This is a genomic window from Aquimarina sp. Aq107 (assembly GCF_943733665.1).
In the GTDB taxonomy this organism is placed as follows: domain Bacteria; phylum Bacteroidota; class Bacteroidia; order Flavobacteriales; family Flavobacteriaceae; genus Aquimarina.
The window spans coordinates 3,768,915-3,789,564 of record NZ_OX030782.1; the positions used below are offsets into that span (position 1 = coordinate 3,768,915).

At 30.3% G+C, this 20,650-nt stretch carries 22 protein-coding genes and 2 tRNA genes; 22 read left to right on the forward strand and 2 right to left on the reverse strand.

The window, feature by feature from the left end:
• Positions 1-25 precede the first annotated feature (25 nt).
• From NMK29_RS16285 to NMK29_RS16385, 21 genes are all read left to right on the forward strand, one after another.
• Positions 26-697: an AIM24 family protein gene (locus NMK29_RS16285; RefSeq protein ID WP_108801945.1), complete on the forward strand. Its 672-nt coding sequence runs from the start codon at positions 26-28 to the stop codon at positions 695-697.
• An 83-nt stretch (positions 698-780) separates the two neighbouring features.
• Entirely contained in the window at positions 781-1,755 is a 975-nt protein-coding gene (locus NMK29_RS16290; protein ID WP_108801946.1) for a polysaccharide deacetylase family protein, read from the forward strand.
• 127 nt (positions 1,756-1,882) lie between these two features.
• Positions 1,883-2,470, forward strand: a complete 588-nt coding sequence (locus NMK29_RS16295) for a leucine-rich repeat domain-containing protein (RefSeq protein ID WP_108801947.1) — start codon at positions 1,883-1,885, stop codon at positions 2,468-2,470.
• 120 nt (positions 2,471-2,590) lie between these two features.
• Positions 2,591-2,995 carry a DUF3592 domain-containing protein gene (locus NMK29_RS16300; RefSeq protein WP_159092088.1) on the forward strand — a complete coding sequence of 135 codons (405 nt, stop codon included), beginning with the start codon at positions 2,591-2,593 and terminating at the stop codon, positions 2,993-2,995.
• Positions 2,996-3,220: 225 nt separating this feature from the next.
• Complete coding sequence (locus NMK29_RS16305; protein WP_108801949.1) at positions 3,221-4,288, forward strand: polysaccharide lyase family 7 protein; 1,068 nt, start codon at positions 3,221-3,223, stop codon at positions 4,286-4,288.
• Between the two features lie 132 nt (positions 4,289-4,420).
• Positions 4,421-5,149, forward strand: a complete 729-nt coding sequence (locus NMK29_RS16310) for an SDR family NAD(P)-dependent oxidoreductase (protein WP_108801950.1) — start codon at positions 4,421-4,423, stop codon at positions 5,147-5,149.
• A 140-nt stretch (positions 5,150-5,289) separates the two neighbouring features.
• Positions 5,290-5,823, forward strand: coding sequence for a molybdopterin adenylyltransferase (gene mog / locus NMK29_RS16315; protein ID WP_108801951.1), 534 nt, complete (start codon positions 5,290-5,292; stop codon positions 5,821-5,823).
• Between the two features lie 183 nt (positions 5,824-6,006).
• A complete protein-coding gene (locus tag NMK29_RS16320) occupies positions 6,007-6,822 on the forward strand; it encodes a helix-turn-helix transcriptional regulator (protein ID WP_108801952.1) in 816 nt (271 codons plus the stop codon).
• An 80-nt stretch (positions 6,823-6,902) separates the two neighbouring features.
• On the forward strand, positions 6,903-7,277 hold the full coding sequence (locus NMK29_RS16325; RefSeq protein WP_108801953.1) for a VOC family protein: 375 nt from the start codon (positions 6,903-6,905) through the stop codon (positions 7,275-7,277).
• Positions 7,278-7,318: 41 nt separating this feature from the next.
• Positions 7,319-7,474 (forward strand): hypothetical protein, encoded by a 156-nt coding sequence (locus NMK29_RS16330; protein WP_159092089.1) that lies wholly within the window; start codon positions 7,319-7,321, stop codon positions 7,472-7,474.
• 62 nt (positions 7,475-7,536) lie between these two features.
• A complete protein-coding gene (locus NMK29_RS16335) occupies positions 7,537-8,925 on the forward strand; it encodes a hypothetical protein (RefSeq protein WP_108801954.1) in 1,389 nt (462 codons plus the stop codon).
• A tRNA-OTHER gene (locus tag NMK29_RS16340) sits at positions 8,925-8,997 on the forward strand. The genes NMK29_RS16335 and NMK29_RS16340 overlap by 1 nt, the downstream gene beginning before the upstream one ends.
• A 3-nt stretch (positions 8,998-9,000) precedes the next feature.
• Positions 9,001-9,073, forward strand: a tRNA-Lys gene (locus NMK29_RS16345).
• Between the two features lie 94 nt (positions 9,074-9,167).
• Complete coding sequence (locus tag NMK29_RS16350; RefSeq protein ID WP_108802313.1) at positions 9,168-9,845, forward strand: YiiX family permuted papain-like enzyme; 678 nt, start codon at positions 9,168-9,170, stop codon at positions 9,843-9,845.
• A 187-nt stretch (positions 9,846-10,032) separates the two neighbouring features.
• Positions 10,033-10,596 carry a TetR/AcrR family transcriptional regulator gene (locus NMK29_RS16355; protein WP_108801955.1) on the forward strand — a complete coding sequence of 188 codons (564 nt, stop codon included), beginning with the start codon at positions 10,033-10,035 and terminating at the stop codon, positions 10,594-10,596.
• Positions 10,597-10,671: 75 nt separating this feature from the next.
• Positions 10,672-11,229 (forward strand): carboxymuconolactone decarboxylase family protein, encoded by a 558-nt coding sequence (locus NMK29_RS16360; protein ID WP_108801956.1) that lies wholly within the window; start codon positions 10,672-10,674, stop codon positions 11,227-11,229.
• A 187-nt stretch (positions 11,230-11,416) separates the two neighbouring features.
• The gene (locus NMK29_RS16365; protein ID WP_108801957.1) at positions 11,417-11,896 is read left to right on the forward strand and encodes a hypothetical protein; all 480 of its coding nucleotides are present in this window, start codon (positions 11,417-11,419) and stop codon (positions 11,894-11,896) included.
• Positions 11,897-12,013: 117 nt separating this feature from the next.
• Positions 12,014-12,883 carry an AraC family transcriptional regulator gene (locus NMK29_RS16370; RefSeq protein WP_234424206.1) on the forward strand — a complete coding sequence of 290 codons (870 nt, stop codon included), beginning with the start codon at positions 12,014-12,016 and terminating at the stop codon, positions 12,881-12,883.
• A 57-nt stretch (positions 12,884-12,940) separates the two neighbouring features.
• Positions 12,941-14,014, forward strand: a complete 1,074-nt coding sequence (locus tag NMK29_RS16375; protein ID WP_108801958.1) for a family 16 glycoside hydrolase — start codon at positions 12,941-12,943, stop codon at positions 14,012-14,014.
• Between the two features lie 176 nt (positions 14,015-14,190).
• On the forward strand, positions 14,191-15,468 hold the full coding sequence (locus tag NMK29_RS16380; RefSeq protein ID WP_108801959.1) for a DoxX family protein: 1,278 nt from the start codon (positions 14,191-14,193) through the stop codon (positions 15,466-15,468).
• A gap of 896 nt (positions 15,469-16,364) precedes the next feature.
• Positions 16,365-16,514: a hypothetical protein gene (locus NMK29_RS16385; RefSeq protein ID WP_155839795.1), complete on the forward strand. Its 150-nt coding sequence runs from the start codon at positions 16,365-16,367 to the stop codon at positions 16,512-16,514.
• Between the two features lie 57 nt (positions 16,515-16,571).
• On the opposite strand, the gene pdxH is transcribed toward NMK29_RS16385, so the two are convergent.
• A complete protein-coding gene (gene pdxH / locus NMK29_RS16390; protein WP_108801960.1) occupies positions 16,572-17,189 on the reverse strand; it encodes a pyridoxamine 5'-phosphate oxidase in 618 nt (205 codons plus the stop codon).
• Positions 17,186-19,585, reverse strand: coding sequence for a heavy metal translocating P-type ATPase metal-binding domain-containing protein (locus NMK29_RS16395; protein WP_108801961.1), 2,400 nt, complete (start codon positions 19,583-19,585; stop codon positions 17,186-17,188). The genes pdxH and NMK29_RS16395 overlap by 4 nt, the downstream gene beginning before the upstream one ends.
• A 118-nt stretch (positions 19,586-19,703) precedes the next feature.
• Here NMK29_RS16395 and NMK29_RS16400 point away from each other — a divergent pair, with 118 nt between their 5' ends.
• Complete coding sequence (locus NMK29_RS16400; protein ID WP_108801962.1) at positions 19,704-20,615, forward strand: universal stress protein; 912 nt, start codon at positions 19,704-19,706, stop codon at positions 20,613-20,615.
• Positions 20,616-20,650: the final 35 nt, after the last annotated feature.

Consider the following 20,650-nt stretch of genomic DNA (forward strand, 5'->3'; position numbering starts at 1 on the left):
TTTAGCACAATTACGTCAGATAAATATGAAATTTAAAATATCAGACTATCCAAGTTCTTACTTAGGAATTGAATTTAAAAAAGATGAAAAAATAATTACCGAAAAAGGGAATCTAATATACTGCGACGGAGAATATACTTTTGAGAATAAAATCGAAGCTAAAAGTTACAAAAATTGGATTGCAAAAATATTTGGAGGTAAAAGCTTAACATATAATATCTATACGGCAAAAGAGGATTTAAAAATGGCTTTATCAACCAAAGATAATTCAGAGATATTTGACATAGAAATTACTAATGACAACCCCGTTTTATTTGAGCCAAATCTGCATTTTGCAAGAACAATTGATTTAGAAATTAAATTAGAAAGAAAAGACTGGAAAAGCACACTTAATGATGGATTAAAACTTAGAACTACTGGGAATGGAAAATTATTTTTAAAAGGTTACGGAAAAATAATTGAACACGAAATAGACTCCGAAAAACCAATTTTTGTGGATGAAGATGCTTTAATTGCTTTTGAAAACAAATTAAAGATTAAAACCGTTTCTAGAGGAGTTAAGGAGTTAGTTACAAGTGGAGAAGGTTTCTTGTATGCAATATCAGGAAAGGGTAAAATCTGGATTCAAACAAGAAAAAAAGGAGAATATTCAAGTAGTGGAGGAATTGTAGACGGAATATTTAACTTTATGAAATAAAGTTGGGTTGCAGAAATATCAAAACCACATCAGCTAATGAAAAAAATGATACTTAATAGTAACTATGTATTTATAACAAAAAAATGAAACGCTTACAACCACTAATCTTATTACTACTAACAATCTTTCTTGGGTGTAAAAATTCAAGATCTGACAAACCAGAAAAAGCACTAGAAAAACCAAAAGAAGCTATCATAACAAAACCAATAGTAAGCTTTACTTTCGACGATGGAAATACATCCGATATAGCAAATTTCAAATTTGAGGAATGGAATAAAATGATTTTAACACATCTTGAAAAAGAAAATCTAAAAGCCATATTTTTTGTTACTGGAAAAAATAAATCTAGCAAAAAAGGCCAATTCTTGCTTAAAAGCTGGAATGATAATGGTCATAAAATAGCCAATCACTCCTATTCTCATCCAAATTTCAATTCTGAAAAAAATGATTCACATCTTTTTGAGAATGAACTTAGAAAAACAGATGGGATAATTTCAAACCTTAGTAATCACATTAAGCTTTTTCGATTTCCTTACTTAAAAGAAGGTAGGAGTCAAACAAAAGTTGATAGCATTAGGGACATACTTAGTAAATACAATTACCAAAATGGTTATGTAACTATAGATGCTTCTGATTGGTATGTAGATCAACGCTTAATCAAAAGAATAAAACAAATTGGACTCGAAAAAGTAGAAATGGACAGGTTTAAAAACTTTTACTTAGAACATATTTTAGAGCGAGCGAACTTTTATGAAGAGCTTTCTTACGAAATGAACGGAAGACATATCAATCACACATTATTGCTTCATCATAATCTAACGTCAGCTTTATTTTTAGGTGATCTCATTAAGAAATTTAAAAAACAAGGTTGGGAAGTTATTGATGCCGATAAAGCTTTTGAAGATGAAATATTCACAAAGATTCCTACATCCGATTTTGCAGGAGAGAGTTTGATTTATTCAATGGCTAAACAATCAAAAAAATATGATCAGATATTGCGATATCCTGCAGAAGATAGTAGATACGAAAAAAACAAAATGCATACACTCGGCCTTTAACATAGAAGAAATTACCTAAATAATGTTTATAATTCGTTATGACCAACAGAAAAGCTAAAAAACGAGGTGACATTTTGTGCTACTATCATGCATATATAAAACCTTGCACCCAATCAAAACTTAAAAAATGAAAAAAGTAATCTTATTACTCTTATGTTCCGTGTGTATTGTTTTCAACATATATTCACAATCTAAAACTCACGAATTATGGGAAAACACCGAAATAGGACCTGTAGTAGTATACTATTCTTTAGAAGAAGCTTTAAAAAACCCTGAAAAGGTTAAAGGTTTACAAATTAGAGATAAAGGGCTTGAAAAAATACCTAATGAGATTGTCAAATTAGTTAACCTTGAATATTTGCGACTACATCATAATAGATTTGAAAAAATTCCTGATTTTATTTTCAAAATGAATACAATTAAAGTTTTAGAAATTGGAGGAAACAAACTAAACGTAATACCAGAAGGAATTGGTCAAATGACACAATTAGAATATTTAGGATTAAAAGCAAATGGATTAACTACTCTCCCAAAATCAATTGGTAATTTGACTAATTTAAAACATCTTGATTTAGATTTTAATCCTCTAATAACACTCCCAGAGTCTATAAAAAATTTAACTAAACTAGAATCAATTTATTTTTCTCACGCTAAATTTTCTGATGCAGAAATAAAAAGAATCAAACAATTATTACCACATCATTTCGGTACGTAAAATTTAGTTATAACAACGAAGAACGTTTGGTAAGGAATTTGAAAAATATAATTTTAATAATGAGATTAAACTTGTATTCGAGTCACGAAATAGTAAAAACTATTACAAACTAAAATGAAAATGATTGAATATTTATACGGAGGAATGTTAGTGATATCAGTTATACTAATATATTTTGCAATAAGACATTATAATGTAACAAAAAATCTATTAACCGATGGAATAAAAACTAAAGCAAAGGTTATTGATTTAATTAAAATAACTAGCGATGATGGATACACTTACAAACCTGTATTTGAATATAAGGACAAAGCAAATAATGTAGTTACATTTAAAAGTGATGTAAGCTCTAGCCCAGCGCCATATGATATAGGAGATACAGTTAATATGGTATACGCTAAAAATAGCGATGAGAAAAAAATTATATCATTTTGGGGATTATATCGATGGACAATAATATTATTATCAATTGCTTCTCCTCTATTAATAATTGGAGGAGGATATATTTTATATTCAAGAGGGTAAAAAACGAAAACTAATACTGTGTAATGATAATTTAATACGTTTTAAAGATTCAAATTAAAAGGAACTTTTTACTGCAACACACATATAATTATATTAGTTAATTAATCAACCAAATGGTTATTGTATTTTTGGTACAGTGTAAAGCTTACTCTGAAGAAAAATTCGCTAATCTAACACCGAATATTTCCAGTAGGAAATAATAAAACCGTGTAAATATCCATTGAAATGAAAAAAATAAATAAATCACTGTTTCAAACGCCTATACTAATCAGTGTCCTTGCACTATTCTTAAATAGTTGCTTTCATACTAATGCAACAAAAAAACCTAAGGACGAAGGCGCTAAAACCATCATATACCCTAGCGATATTATTCCGTTTATGGATGAATGGACAATTCTAACAGGTGATGGTACGCGCACTGAAGAATTAGCTAATTACGAGCAAAAAGATTTCTTTTATGTTTCTAATGACGGAGAAACAGACTGGGTAGTTTATAAAACGCCAAACTCAGGTATTACATCAAAAAATTCGAGCAATACAAGAACAGAATTAGGGCAAAAAAAACATTGGATCCCTGAAACGGGTGGCAAGCTAAATGGCACCTTAAAAGTAATGCACGTTTCAACTTCTGGTGATGCCAGAGTTGCTGCATCATACTCTGTAGTCGTTGGACAAATTCACAGTGATGACGGACATGAGAACGAACCGCTAAAAATATTTTATAAAAAATTCCCTGGACACACAAAAGGATCTGTTTTTTGGAACTACGAAATCAATACAGAAGGCGATAATGGAAAAAGGTGGGATTACTCAACAGCCGTTTGGGGTAATGACATGTCTACTATTGGATCAAGTCCAACTACTTATCCTAAAGAACCTAATGAAGGGATCCAACTGGGAGAAGAATTTAGCTATGAAATAAATGTTCATAAAGGTATTATGTACCTCACTTTTACGAGTGAAGGTCATCCAACAAGGACATTTACAAAAAACTTATTAAAATCAGAATTTATCTCTAAGGAGACCATCCCTCAACAAATAACAACATTGTACGCGTCTATAGGTCGAGATGGTATAGAACGCCCAAATGCATATGCAGGCGAATTGCAATTTTTTAAACAAGGTGCATATAATCAAACTAACGGAAAGAATCCAGAAGATAATATCGTTTGGAATACTGGATCAAAAACTTATGATGGTGATATCTCAAAACAATATGCAAATGGATGCTATGCAGAGGTTTGGTTTAAGGAAGCAGCTGTAGGTTCTAGCACAGTCCCTGATAAAGAATAAGGTATTCATGAAATTAATTTTAGATTTCTTTTTGATGCAAGGCATTATTAAGAAAAAGAAAGCAAAATATTATATTTAGTGGAGTAATACCACCTGAAACATTACAGTACATTTTAGAACGTGAATTAAGGTTTGAAAAACACACAAGGAAAAGCTATTATTATTGGAGGAACTTCTGGTATTGGAAGAGGTTTAGCAGAAATACTGTTAGAAAATAGTTGGATGGTGGGTGTAACTGGTCGTAGGATCGAACTACTTAATCAAATAAAAGAAAAATCTAACAACCGAATCATAATCCAAGAACATGACATCACAGAAATAAATAGTTCGGATAAAAAAATGGAAGCTCTTTTTAACCAAATGGAAGCAGTTGATTTAGTGATTGTTTCTTCTGGTATTTCAGAATTAAATCAAAAATTGGATTGGGAAACTGAAAACAAAATAATACAAACGAATGTAAATGGGATTTCTAAAGTGTATGAATTCGTGTTTTCTAAGTTCAAAAAACAGGGCTACGGTCACCTTGTTGGAATTTCATCTATTGCCTCTTTAAGAGGTAATAGGTATTGTCCTTCGTATAGTGCATCCAAAGCTTTTCAGGTAAATTACCTCGAAGCGTTAAGATGTATTGCAAAAAATGAAAAATTAGATATACAGATTACCGATGTGCAACCTGGTTTTGTAGATACACCAATGGCCAAAGGGGATGGACTATTTTGGGTAGCTTCTGTAAAAAAAGCTTCCACTCAAATATATTCTGCTATTCTAAAAAAGAAAAGAAAAGTTTACATAACCAAAAGGTGGAGATTAATCGCTTGGGTTATGAAACTTGCTCCAAATTGGATGTTAGAAAAAATGTAAAAATACACTATCGATAGAACTACAATCCATTCAGAAAGTGAATTAATAGTTTTCTGCAAATTTTGTATTCGGTTTCTATTTGTTAAATTAAATGCTTCCAATATATTAGCAGAAAGGTATACATCAAGTAACAAACTAATATGTCAATAGCTAAAATAGGAATAGTAACTGTAAGTGATCGAGCTAATGCAGGTATTTATGAAGATATAAGTGGAAAAGCAATTATAAATACATTGAATGATTATCTTACTTCTCAATGGGAAGAAGTGTATAAAATAGTTCCCGATGAACAAGAAGTTATTGAACAAGCACTTATCGATTTAGTAGATCAAGAGAAATGCTGTTTAGTAATTACCACTGGTGGTACAGGTCCTGCTAAAAGAGATGTTACTCCAGAAGCTACCGAAGCAGTTTGCGATAGGATGATGCCTGGTTTTGGAGAACTAATGAGGGCGGAGTCTTTAAAGTTCGTACCAACTGCGATTCTTTCGCGACAAACTGCAGGACTCAGAAGTAGTAGTTTAATTATTAATCTCCCTGGAAAACCAAAATCAATCAGAGAATGTTTGGATGCTGTTTTTCCTGCTGTTCCATATTGTATCGATCTCATGCACGGACCATTTTTAGAGTGTAATGAAGATGTAATCAAACCATTTAGACCAAAGAAAAAATAAAAGTCTTTAGCGTAACCTGAATAAACTTAATAAATAACACTGCTAACATCATTTTATATAAGTAATAGTAATTTGGCTTCATACTCAAATCGCGATTCTCTTTTATTTTGTAAATTACTTTACGAAAAGAAATTGGTATAAATCCAAACCTAAGAACCTATTTGAACAAAATTAATCTGCCAAATGAATCCCAAAATATTTGAACCACAACAGAATTTAGTAGAATGGATCAAATGTTATTGGACATTAGAAAGTAATTTTGAAAACACCCCCATAAAGAACACCATTATTCCGGATGGTACAATGAAATTGATTTTTCATTATGGAGATACATATAAACATCACCTAAACGATAAAGAAAGTATAATTTTACCAAAATGCTTTTTAATAGGACAACTCACACGTCCCTATATTGTTGAACCACTTGGCAATACTGGTTCCTTTGTTGTTCGATTTCAACCAAACGGACTTTTACCTTTTACTAATGTAGACATAAAAGAAATTCAAAATACAGCTGTTCCATTAGATAAAATCTTCGGAAAAGATGGAGAGCAAATTGGAGAACAAATTCTAAAAGCCAATACTACATCGGAGAGGATAGAGTTAATAGAAACATTTTTATTAAAAAGATTGACTAAAAAAAACACTATTGACACTATTATAAAATCAACAATTGATACAATTTTGCAAGCTAACGGACAACTTTCGGTACACGAGCTTTCTAAACAAAACAATATTAATCGTAGACAACTAACTCGTAAATTTTCTTCGACAATTGGTTTAAGCCCCAAACAACTTTCTAAAACTGTAAGGATTCAAAATACATTAAAAACATTATTAACAAAAGAGGTTACAAGTCTTACTGATTTGGCCTACCAGAATGAATATTTTGATCAAGCACATTTTATAAAAGATTTTAAAGAATTTACAGGTCTAACACCTAAAGAATTTTACGGAGATGATTTAAAAATGTCTTTGATTTTTGACAATGAAGATTAGCCTTGTCCCATTTTTACAATTTTATATTTTAAAGTCAACCCATATTTGCATCAAGACATAACAATAAAATATAAAATAAAATGAAAAACGTAAATCCTGTAAACTGGTTCGACATTAATGTATCAAACTTAAACAACGCTAAAAACTTCTATGAAACTGTTTTTAATATCAAGCTTGTTGATTTCCCGATTGAATTTGGTAAACAATCTGGCTTCCCATTTGACCCAAAAGGTTCAAATATTACTGGAGCTCTAGTAGAAAAAGAAGATTTTGTACCCAACAGTAATAACACTATTATTTACTTTGAATCTCAAGATTGTATAACTGAAGAAAGTGTCGTAGAAAAAGCCGGAGGAAAAATCATAAGGCCCAAAATGCCAATAGGAGAATTCGGTTTTGTCTCTATTTTAATGGATATAGATGGAAATACTATTGGCTTACATTCAAGAGAATAACAATATATAAGATCGCTATATAAACCTATAATATTTTTTTAATGAAAGTTTTTGATTTTGACATAAAAAAGGGGATCTACAGTTTTGAATTTGATGAGTTGAATACGGAAAGTCATTCACATCCTGTTGTCGAATTTATAAACGCAATACATGGTAGTTTTTCCTTAGAAATAAATGGAAAAATCAAGAACAATTAAATACTACGCAAAAAGGATGCGCAATTGACTAATAAACTTGCATAAGATTTCAAATCTTATAAATGAAAGAACTAAAAAAACTACATATAACACTAAGTGAAAGAAAACGTCCAGAAGATGTTGCTCAAATGATCCTCGAAATATTGGAAGGAAAAATTTCTTCTAAAGAAAAAAATATTTTGAAAAAAGCTGCAAAAGGATCTCTTAAGAAAACTTTTTTTGGGTACACTTCTATGATGCAAGAATTTGCTACGGCAATAGGGGCTGAAAAGCAGATTAAAAAGACCATTGAAATCTTCAAACTTGATAATAATGAATCTATTGACTATAACAATGTCAACGATATCGAAAACTTTATTGAACAAGTTTCTCCAATAATTTATAAAACGGTTGGAGCAAATAACTTTCTTGCCGATAGACTTAATAAGGAACAACGAAAAGAAAAAGGTATAGATTTAAGTAAACGAAGTTATAATAAGAAATGGAGACTTTTAAAACGCTTAGAAAACAAGCTTATTAAATATAGCCGAGAAATTAAAAAAATAGAATTTCAAAAAGTTGGAAAACATGGCTTATCACATACAATAGATTTTAGCGAGTTTCAAAAAGATCCTAATTCTGCTTGCTTTATAGCATATTATAACGCTAGATGTAATCTTAGAAGTCTATTTACCAATACAAGTCAAGAAAGAGCATTTGATGAAATTTCCGAAATGCTATTGAATCGTTGTAAAGAAATAAAGACACCTTCAGTTTTAGGTATATTTAAAACTGAAACAAGAAAAGAATCAATTCCAACAACTAATTGGTGGGCAATTTCTCATATTTACTCTAGTCAAGAAGTTTTATGTAAACTCACTGATGAACAAAAAGGAAAACTATTAGGAAAATGGACTGGCATACTACAGGAAATAGCTCTTTTCCTAAATGAACTATGGATAAATAGTGATATCAATAGACAAACAATGGTTGTTAAAAGAGGAAATGACTCCACAACTTGGAATAATACCGCTGGAGCTTGGAACAAAGCGAGAGACAACTGGATGAACATTATTTATTCTTTAGGAATGGACTATATTCTTGACGAAATTTGTTTTGGAAAAGTTTTAAGATTAATGGCCGCTGATGTTGTAGCTTGGCATTTTTCAACTGGAGGAAAACTTGATCCAAATACCGAAGTATGGAATAAAATACCATTACCTTGGGAAGTATTTCAAGGTAAAGAATTATGCAATAAAGAATTAGTAATAGAATATTGTCGACAAGCAGGAATAGATCCTGAAAAATCTGGGTGGATAGCACCAAGAAAACATGGGATTGCCGAATTTAAGCCTACTCCAGAACTTGTGCACGGTGTTGTTGTTTCTAATCCTTATTTGGCAACAGTTCTTAAAAAGCATAAATATTTTTCTGGTAAAAATGTAAAAACGTTTTTTCCTGAAAGAAATTAGATAGGTTAGTTCAGTGGTAGAACGTTCGGCTCTTCTTCCGAATGGACGCAGGTTCGAGCCCTGCACCTATCTAAGTCTGATATAGCTCAGTGGTAGAGCGTCCGGCTCTTGGACCGGATGGACGTAGGTTCGAGCCCTGCTATCAGACCTAATAAATTAGTTATCATAAAACATATGAAATCATAGACTTCTATCTGTAGTCTATGATTTCATATCTAAACCTGCAAAATATCATAATACAAATGAAAAAAATACTCTTAGCAATAGTATCCGTTGGAATCTTAATTTTTATTGGTTATTGGGGAGTAGAAATGTATCGATCCACTGTAGAAACTAAAAATAATGCTGTTGTTCCAGAGAATTTTAAGATTGAACAGAAAATTCAGAATGGTGATATAATTTTTCAGACTTCAAAATCAAATCAAAGCAAAGCTATTCAATTAGCAACCAATTCGAAATATAGTCATATGGGAATGATTTATGAAAATGATGGAAAATACTTTGTTTATGAAGCAGTCCAACCCGTAAAACAAACACCTCTATCAAAATGGATTGATCGTGGAAAAGACAACCATTACGTCATTAAAAGATTGCGAAATGCTAGTAAAATATTAACTAATTCGACCATAAAAAACATGAAAAAGATAGGTTCGCAATATAACGGTAAGTCCTATGATCTATACTTTGAATGGTCCGATGATAAGATGTATTGTTCAGAACTTGTATGGAAAATATATAAAGAAGCAACAGGAATCGAAATTGGAGAACTTCAAAGACTATCTGATTTCGATTTAAGTCATAAAATTGTAAAAACCAAAATGCAAGAACGTTATGGAACAAATATACCAATGGATGAAAAAGTAATTTCACCTGCTGCCATGTTTAATTCGGACAAATTGATTACTATAGAAGAAAATTAAAAAAGAGCGATAACAATTTATACACGTATATGAGTCTTACAAATGCAAAGAGATCATATAACTCGATTTTTCCAAACAATAATTTCTTAGTAAACAGGGAGCCAAATACATTAAACTTCAGAAATAAAAGTTAAAAGATTTTTTATTACTAACCGATTGTTTAGTTTTGTCTTGTTTTAATATAACAATGGCAAGAAAAAAACAATATATAGAATCAGAAGTTATTGATAAAGCTATGAACTTATTCTGGCGTAATGGATATGAGAGTACTTCCATGCAGATGTTAGAAAAGGAAATGGGTATTAATAAATTTTCTATCTATTCGAGTTTTGGTAGTAAGCATGGCCTATTTCTAGAAAGCTTAAAAAGCTACAAAAGAAAGGTTAATAACATTTTTGAAAAATTTAAGAACTCATCTAATGGTATAGAGGATATTAAAGAATTCTTTTATGACTCTGTAAAAATTTGTCATCAACCAGGTAGTGAGAAGGGTTGTTTGGTAACGAATACCTATAACGAATTCGTTGGAAAAGAGGACGAATCAATCAATGACGAGATGACTAAATTCATGGAAGACCTTAAAGAATTGTTTATTGACAAGTTAAGTGCCGATAAGACCAAAAAACAAAATGACATTTTAAAACAAGCTAACTTTTTATTATTAGCCAAGCATGGTCTTGCTGCTGCATCTAAAGTAAATAGTAAAAAAGAAATTGAAGATTATATCGAAATGACATTTAACAATTTGTAGCATTTTTTTTAAATCATAACTAAACGATCATTTAGTTATAAAAGATAATTATATATAACAATAAAATTTAAAATCATGACAACGTTAAAAGTAAACACAATCGAATCAGCACCAGAAGAGAGTAAAGCATCTTTAGAACAATCTGTAAAAGCTTTTGGTATGTTACCAGGTCTACATGCTGTCTTAGCTTCTGCTCCAGAAGTATTGGAAGCTTATAAAACATTACACAGTGCTTTTCAAAATTCATCATTTAATGCTGAAGAACTTACGGTAGTTTGGCAAACAATTAATGTAGAACACGAATGTCATTATTGCGTTCCTGCTCATACAGGTATTGCTCATATGATGAAAGTAGACTCTGCACTAACTGAAGCTCTTAGAAATAGAACAGCTATGCCTAACGAAAAACTGCAAGTATTACACGATTTCACTCTAAAAGTAGTTCGTAACCGTGGACATGTAACACAAGAAGATTTAAATACATTTTATGCTGCTGGTTATGGAGAAAGACAAGTGTTAGAAGTTATTTTAGGACTATCACAGAAGGTAATTAGTAATTATACTAATCATATCGCCAACACACCGGTTGATGAAGCGTTTCAAAAATTTGCTTGGGAAGCACAAAAAGTGTAATGCTAAAAACAGATACGTCCAACCCTTATTATTTAAGGTTTGGACGTATCTTATTATAACATTAATTATCAATATTATCTAAGTATCCAATCAAAAATTAAAGAATTAAAATGTAACAAATACTACTTTCGATATACCAATAAATAAAACATCTCTATATTAGTATTTAGGTATCTAAAAAAAATAAATGATAAGAATTAACTGGAAAAAAGATCTTTTTTCGTCTAAGTATAGACTTCGATCTCACAACCAAAACGTAGGAGAATTCGATCAGTATTCCTTTAAGAATTTTTCAATTGGAAAATTAAATGATACCAAACTCAAATTTGAAAAGAAGGGATTTTTTAATTCAGAAACGCACATCATAGACCTGAATTTAAATCAACCTATCGGGAGTATTAAATTTAGTAACTGGGGAAGCGGAACTACTATTTCACTTAACGGGAACAACTACAGGTGGAACTATGATAATTTCTGGCATTCTAAATGGAGTATCTCTCAAAATCAAAAAAGATTAATTCATTATAACAGCTCAACAACAAGTGGTTTAATTGAATCTTCGGTTGATAGTGAATCTTTAATGTTATGCGGACTTTTTGTACATAATTATTATATACTAACCTTAGTTATCATTTCTACATTAATCATCATAATATCAACAAACTGATAAAAATGATTATTGAGAACTAAGCAATAAAGAATTTCGACTTTGCTATAAAATTTATTTTATTTTTATGGTGTTACGAAATGCTTGGATTCTCATTTTAGATAAAAAAATAATAGTTTGAGAAAATTTATTTTTGAAAAAAGAAAGTATGGATTCGAATTACTGATGGACCTACATAGATTCGAAAATAATGCAAATGTATTTTTTGAACCCAAGCCTCATACTACTGACTTTTTTGAGATTATGATTTTTGAAAAAGCAAACGGAGTCATTGAATTAAATGGACATCTTATAGAAATAGCAGATAATAGCTTTTTCTTTATCTCCCCTTTTCAGACTAAAAGCTGCAGAGTTTCTCTAAATCAACTAAAAGGATTTCATCTTGTATTTCAAAGTGATTTTTTATCTGATTTTTTTAATGATGCTCTGTTTACTTACCGATTACAGTATTTTTACAACACACAATATCCTCAATATTTATGTTTAAAAGATGCTGATTTTAATATTATAAAAATCGCTTTTAACGAAATTATCACTGAAATAAGTAATTATCAAAACGATAGTACTCACATATTACGTTCTTTACTATATTTTTCATTATCTAAGTTAAATCGATTATATTCTAATTTCTACCATATCTCTCCAGACACACAATCTAATACAGTAATTTATAGATTTAAGGCTTTGCTAGAACAGAACATTAGAAACCTACATGCAGTAGCGGATTACTGCAATCTACTTAATGTTACACGGCATCAACTTAATACGTTAGCGAAAGAATATACTAAACATACTACAAGAGAAATAATTAACAATAGATTACTTCTAGAAATAAAAACAGAATTACGTTATTCTAATAAAACTATCGCAGAAATTTCTGATGCCTTACAGTTCAGTGAGCCAAATAATTTGACTCGTTTTTTTCAAAAATTAACAGGAACAAGTCCAACAACATATAGAAAAAATTACCAAAATGATAGATTTTGATTGTAAATTGATACGGAATTTAAGCTAATTCAATCAGATATTTGCAAATAAAAAATCATGATAAAACTTTCTTCATCATTCATCTTATCCTTATGCTTTTTAGTCTCCTTCTCACAGAGCTCTAAAACAAAAATTGAAATGATCGCCTCCAACTGGAATACTACAAAAGAAGCTACTTTCGAAAAATTCGACAATAGAGAAACCCTTGTATTAAAAAAAGGAAGAATTACTGTAAAGAATCAGAAATTTACCAATGGTTCTATTGAGGTTGATGTATATGCCAACACTATTAGAAGTTTTGCAGGAATTACCTTTAGAAAGAAGGATAATACCATGGAAGAAGTTTATATGAGACTTCACAAAACAAACCAAGCAGATGCGATACAATACACTCCTATTTTTAATAATGAATCTAACTGGCAGTTATATAGAGAACACCAAGCGAACGTATTATTTAAGAATAAAGGATGGAATACACTTCGTATAGAAGTAAATAATGACCAAGCTAAAATTTTTGTAAACAATGAAAAAGTGATGAGCATTTATAACTTAAGAACAGATAATATATCAGGTGAAATTGGTTTATTTGCCCTATTCACTAACAGGTTTTCTAATTTTAGAATAACCCCAAAAGAATCTAGTGAAGTACCTGAAAAGACTAAAGAAACACCAACCGACCTCAACATTATAAAAAAATGGAAAATTACTGAGGCAAAACTATTCGATCGAAAAAATCTTAATTTTAAAAATTTTTTAAAGGAAGAATACATTACTGTTACCGCAGAAAAATCGGGGTTATTACCTATTTCCAAGTATATTAAAAAAACTTCCTCTGGCAACTTTGAACAAAATACCGAAGATTATACCATTGCCTTTACAAATGTTTATTCGGAAAAAGAAGAAACAAAACTTTTCTCATTTGATTATAGTGATACAATACTAGTTTATTTAAACGGTAAAATCATTTTTGAAGGTAAAAATGGATTTAGAACAAAAGGAGTTCAATATATGGGACACTTAGATATTAATACCAATACACTATACATGCCACTTAAAAAAGGTAATAATACAATTCATTGTGTAGTTATAGATAAAGCAAATGGTTGGGGACTTATGGGAAAATTACAATAAAATATATTGCTATAAGTCCCCAACAAACTAAATAAGGCAAATGTTCTAAAATCCTATAAATATGTAATGAATAAATATAGATCGTACTATTTAATGTGAAAAAGATCCGTTGCATATAGGATAAATATGGAGTAAGATTGTATTTTTATGATTTTCATCAATCAAACAATCAAACAATGACCCATATAGAAACACCTCATTGGAGTTTATCTAGCAAAATTTTTCTACGATTTATATTTCTATACCTTTTATTCTATATATATCCATATGGATTCGAATATATACGAGAACTAGATACCTCCGATATTTCTTTTTGGCAAGGGATCACTGTTTGGTTTGGAGAAACTTTTCTTAATTGGGAGTTTGATAGACAAAACCTTCTCAATGGTTTTGATTCTAAATATGACTATAGTAGATTTCTATTAATTACCCTGCTTTCTATAATTGGTACTATAGCTTGGATGCTCATAGACACTAAATTTAAACTTAATTATAATCAAAAATTAAAAACTCTTACCAGAACCATTCTTAGATATCATATTGGGTTAACTCTTATAATCTATGGACTATCAAAGGTTTTTATGCTTCAGTTTGGCGAGATGGATCTGGATCGATTAGAAAATACGATTGGCAATCATAATGGTATGAGTTATCTATGGACATTTATGAGTTATTCTAAATTCTATACAATGACCACTGGTTGGGTAGAAGTAATAGGTGGTATCCTTTTATTATTTAGGAGATCAACGTTTATAGGTGCTTTTATTTTATTTATAGCCATGATCAATGTAGTAATTATTGACATTGGCTATGATGTTAGAGTAAAAATGTTCGCTATTCATCTTTTATTTATGACTATTTTACTAATTAGTAATGACCTGAAAAGGATGATTAAATTTTTTATACTTAACAAGTCTACAGCTCCGATTATTGAACAACCACTGTTTACTAACCCAAAAACAAAAAAAATCGGATATATTCTTAAAGCTTGTATCTTACTATATTTTACAGTTTCTAGTTCTATAAACTTCTCTAATAGAATTAAGAGTCAGACAACAAATAGATATCCTAGTATGACAGGGTTTCACGAAGTGGAAATTCAGTTAATAAATGGTGATACCATACCTAAATCTACTAATATTCGATGGAAGAACATTTCCATTAATGGTAGTTCTTATAGACCAGAAACTTTAAAAATAATTCAAGAAGATAAAAAGCAACTTTATTTTCTCTTTGAAGCGGATACAATAAAAAAGACCATTGGCTTTCATGAATATAATGATCCAGAAAAGAAAGCAAATTCATTTACTTATGATCAATTAGATGATAACGTATTCATTTTTAAAGGTTCTTATAAGGGTGATTCTTTTTGGATTAGAACTAAAGCTAAAACATTTAAGAATTATCGATTGACAAAAAGTGGAATGCGATGGATAACTGATCTTAAAGAATAAAACTCTTCAATATTATAATACTATAAATACCTATTCCTCGAGATATAATACCTCGGTAAGAAAACTGTACCAATATATTATAACCGATACTTATATATAGGTATCTAAATTTAGAGCAATCATTGCTAATTCAGCAAAAGTTATCACCATATTCTTCTACTCTAGTTAAAAAATCAACAGTTAAATTTCTTTCGTTTTTGCCAAAAAACACCTCAAATCTCCAGTGTTTTCGTTAAAATATGTTAAAATAGTACCTTTTTATACATAGTACTGTAACGAAATACAAACATCTGCGTCTAGTAGGTATATAACAATTTAAAACAATAGAAATTATGAGAACATTAGATAGCAACCAAATCAGTAAAAAATTAAAGAATACAAACGGAAATATCTGGAACGCTAAAAGACGATACAGATAATCCACAACAATCAAAGTATTCATCAATCAATCATCAATTCAATCAAAAAACAAAACATTATGAGAACATTAGACAGTAATCAAATCAGTAAAAAATTAAAGAATACAAACGGAAATATCTGGAATGCTAAAAGACGGTATAGATAATCCACAACAATCAAAGTATTCATCAATCAATCATCAATTCAATCAAAAAACAAAACATTATGAGAACATTAGACAGTAATCAAATCAGTAAAAAATTAAAGAACACAAACGGAAATATCTGGAATGCTAAAAGACGGTATAGATAATCCATAACAATCAAAATATTCATCAATCAATCATTAATTCAATCAAAAAGCAAAATATTATGAGAGCCTTAGACAGCAATCAAATTACTAAAAAATTAAAAAATACAAATGGAAATATCTGGAACGCTAAAAGACGTTATAGGTAATTCGGAAATCTAATTATTCATCAATCAAAACTAATCATCATGAGAACTTTACAAAACATACGAAACATATCACGAAATAGTGGTACTCCGCAATATAGCAGATTCGTAAATTATATCACGCAATTCTACGATTATGAAGGAAATATTATTACTGGGAACAAACGGTACACTTACCAAGTTGAACGATAAAACTATAAACTGAATTTTGGCATAAACTCCATAATTCAGTTTTATTTTTTATATCCTCTAAACCCTACCCCCTTTTTTTAACTTTACTTCTTTTTGCCAACTATAGTCCAATGTTATTTTATAATTAACGATACTGATAACATCTGCTATCGGATCTTGTTTCATAAATTCTAAATAGTGTGGCTTTACAATATATCCACCCCAATAATCCGGTTTAGTAATTTCTTTATTTTTAAATTGAATTCTATATTTTTTCAAACGTTCCTCTAATACATTTCGAGAAACGATTACTTCACTTTGATTAGATGCCCAAGCACTTAGTTTACTCTCTTCTGGACGAGATTCGAAATATCCTTCCGACATATTTTCTAAAAGCTTCTCTGCACTCCCTAAAACTAGTATCTGACGCTTTGATTTTATCCAGTTAAACGACAAAGAAACTCTGTTATCATTTAAAATAGCTTTTCCTTTTTCGCTATTGTAGTTTGTGAAAAATATAAACCCTTCCCACGTAATTTTTTTAAGTAATACTACCCTGCTTTTAGGAAAGCCATCCAAACCTTTTGTTGATAATATCATGGCGTTCGTTTCATCTTCTGGATATGATTTATCCACTTCAAAAAACCATTTCTGGAAATGTTCTATTGGATTGTGATCATCTGATCTATACATCATTCCTTGAGTTTTATCTTTCTTCCGATATAATTGGTTAAAATAGTTACATAAATAATCACAGAAATAGAACTTAACGGCATTAGTATAGCTGCTACAATGGGTGATAGTTGTCCAGTAACAGCAAAATACAACCCTATAATATTGTACAAGAAAGATAAAATAAAACTCGACTTAATGACCCTCATTGTCTTTTTAGAAATCATTAAATACTGCGGAATTTTATCAAATTGCGAAGCATCTAAAATAGCATCACAGGCTGGAGAAAAAACATTCACATTTTCGGAAATAGCAATCCCTACATTACTTTGTGCCAAAGCACCTGCATCATTAAGGCCATCACCTATCATAATTACTTTTTGCCCTAACTCCTGCAAGGATTTAATATGATCTAATTTATCATCTGGTTTTTGGTTAAATAGTAATACCGTATTTTCCGGAAGTGTTTGCTCCAAATGTTCTCTTTCTCCTTCATTATCACCAGATAGGATAGATAGTTTATATCCACTATTAAGAATATCAAAAACATTTCTAATATTTTTTCTGTATTGATTATGAAAAATATATCTCCCTTTGTATTCATCATTCGCACTTACGTGCACATTGGTGTTTTGTGTTTCTGAAAATTGATTATTCCCAACGAAGTTTGAAGAACCTATCTTAATCGTACTTTCATCTATCTTACCTTCAATTCCTTTTCCTATGTGCTCCTGATATTCATCAAGCGTATATATATCGTGATCTTCTAATATTTTATACAATGCTCTACTTAGCGGATGATTAGATGCTCTTAGACTATTCTTAAGCAATGATTCTTCTTCAGAAGTTAACTCGATTCCTTGATACTCAATATTACTTTCAGTATTAGTTGTAATAGTTCCTGTTTTGTCAAATATTATGCTATCCATTTGAGCTAATTGCTCTATTACATCTGCATTCTTCAAATAAAATTTATTTTTTCCAAAAATCCTCAACATATTTCCCAAAGCAAAAGGTCTAGCTAGGGCTAATGCACAAGGACAAGCAATAATCAAAACAGCAGTAAAAACATTAATAGCTTTATTGATATCAATAAAGAACCAAAAAACCGTTGTGATTATAGCAATGCTCAAAATAATAACTGTGAAATATTTACTAACAGTATCTGTTAGGTTAGTAAAACCGATAGACTTATCTTTTTTAAATACATCATTACTCCATAAACTCGTAAGATAACTTTGCTCTATAGTTTTTGTCGCTTCAATTTCTATAGCTCCATATAATTGCTTGCCTCCTGCAAAGAGCTTATCACCAGATCTTTTAGGAACTGATTCGCTTTCTCCGGTTACAAAGCTATAATCGATCCTTGCCTCTCCTTTAATTAATATAGCATCTACTGGTATTAATTCTCCATTACGTATAAGCAATCTATCACCTTCTTTGATATCATACACCTGAATACCCTCTTCAGTATATTTTTTATTGTTTTTAGTATGAACTAATCTGGTAACTGCAATTGGAAAATAGGATTTATAATCTCTTTCAAAAGACAGAAAAGAATAGGTTTTCTGTTGAAAAAATTTACCTAACAATAGGAAAAACACCAACCCAGTCAAACTATCAAAAAAGCCAGTTCCCAAATCAAATATAATTTCAGAAGTGCTTCGTAGAAAAAGTACTGCAATACCCAACGCTATAGGTACATCTATATTCAATATTTTAGATTTTAGTCCTTTATATGCAGAAATAAAATAATCCTTAGCTGCATAGAAAACAACCGGTAACGAGAAGGCAAACATTAGCCAACGGAATACCTGTTTATACTGTTCTAACCAATATTCTGATACCTCAAAATACTCAGGAAAGGATAAAAACATAACATTACCAAATGCAAATCCAGCAATCCCTAACTTGTATATTAAACTTCTGACATTCTTCTTTTTACCTTCTGAATAATCATCCAGGCTGATATATGGTTCATAACCAATTGAATTAAGAAGTATGACAACTTTTTTTAGGGATGATTTTTCTTTATTAAAGGTGATCCGAACTGTCTTCTTTAGAAAATTGACCTGTGAATTAATAATAGAAGGTTCTAGTTTATGTAAATTCTCTAAAACCCAAATACAAGAACTACAATGTATATCAGGAATATAAAGCGTACTAATTACTGTAGTATCATCACTAAACTCTATTAATCTTTCTGCAATAGAAGACGCATCGAGATAATCATATTTTTTTTCAATCTCTTTAGGAATATTACCAGGTGCGGATTGCAGATCATAATAACAATCTAAATTATTACTCGAAAAAATATCATATACCGTCTTACAGCCATTGCAGCAGAATGTTTTCTGATCATATGTAATTCCTAATCCATCACAATCGTTTCCACAATGATAACATGTAGATTCTATCATAAGTATCTAATTTGAGATACAAAAATCAAAAAGACCGTATGCATATACTATGATAAAAGTCATAGTTTTAGGCCTAGTGATGATTTAGTTTTGGCATATCAACATAACACTACTGATTATGAAAAATATTTTATTACCAACAGATTTTTCGGACAATTCTTGGAACGCTATTGATTATGCTACAGAACTATTTAAGGATGAAGACTGTACTTTTTTTTTACTAAATATATATAGTCAGATTATTTATGAATCAATACACGTTTCTGATATCCCTTCTAAACGTAGTATTGAAAATACTGTGAAAACAAATGCTATAACCAATCTAGAGCACGTAAAAAAAACCTTTATACATACCAGTCCCAATCAAAAACATCAATTCGAAATCATAGCCTTATTTGGATCCTTAATAGAAGCTGTAGAAGAGGTTGTGAAATCTAAAAAAATAGATCTCATTGTTATGGGAACTAAAGGCGCAACGGGGACAAAAGAAGTATTTATGGGTAGTAATACGGTTCGGGTTATCAATACTATCAAAAGTTGTCCAGTATTAGCCATTCCTAAAAATTTTACACTTATTTCTAAACCATCAGAAATTACATTCGCCACAGATTTTACTCATTTTTATAGTAAAGAAGAACTTCAGCCCATAATAGAGTTCGCAAAATCTTTTGATGCGATTATTAGAATTGTTTATATACAGCAACAAGAAGGTTCCTTAACAGAGGAGCAAAAGTTCAATCTTAGTATGCTTCAAAAATATTTTAAAGACATTACCTATTACCAACATAGCTTGACAAAAAGTGAATCCATTTCAAAATCAATAAAAGTATTCACTAAAGAGCTAGATGTCTATCTACTTGCTATGCTAAATTACGCTCATGGCTTTATGGATAAGCTTACGAGAGAACCTGTAATAAAAAAAATGGCATTCCATACACAAATACCTTTATTAGTAATTCCTGAATCAGGCATGAGTACAGCCTATAGCAAAACAATAAAAAAGACCTCTAAACTAGAAGGAATAGAATAGTTTAATAAACTATTTATTTGGTAGAAATTAATGAT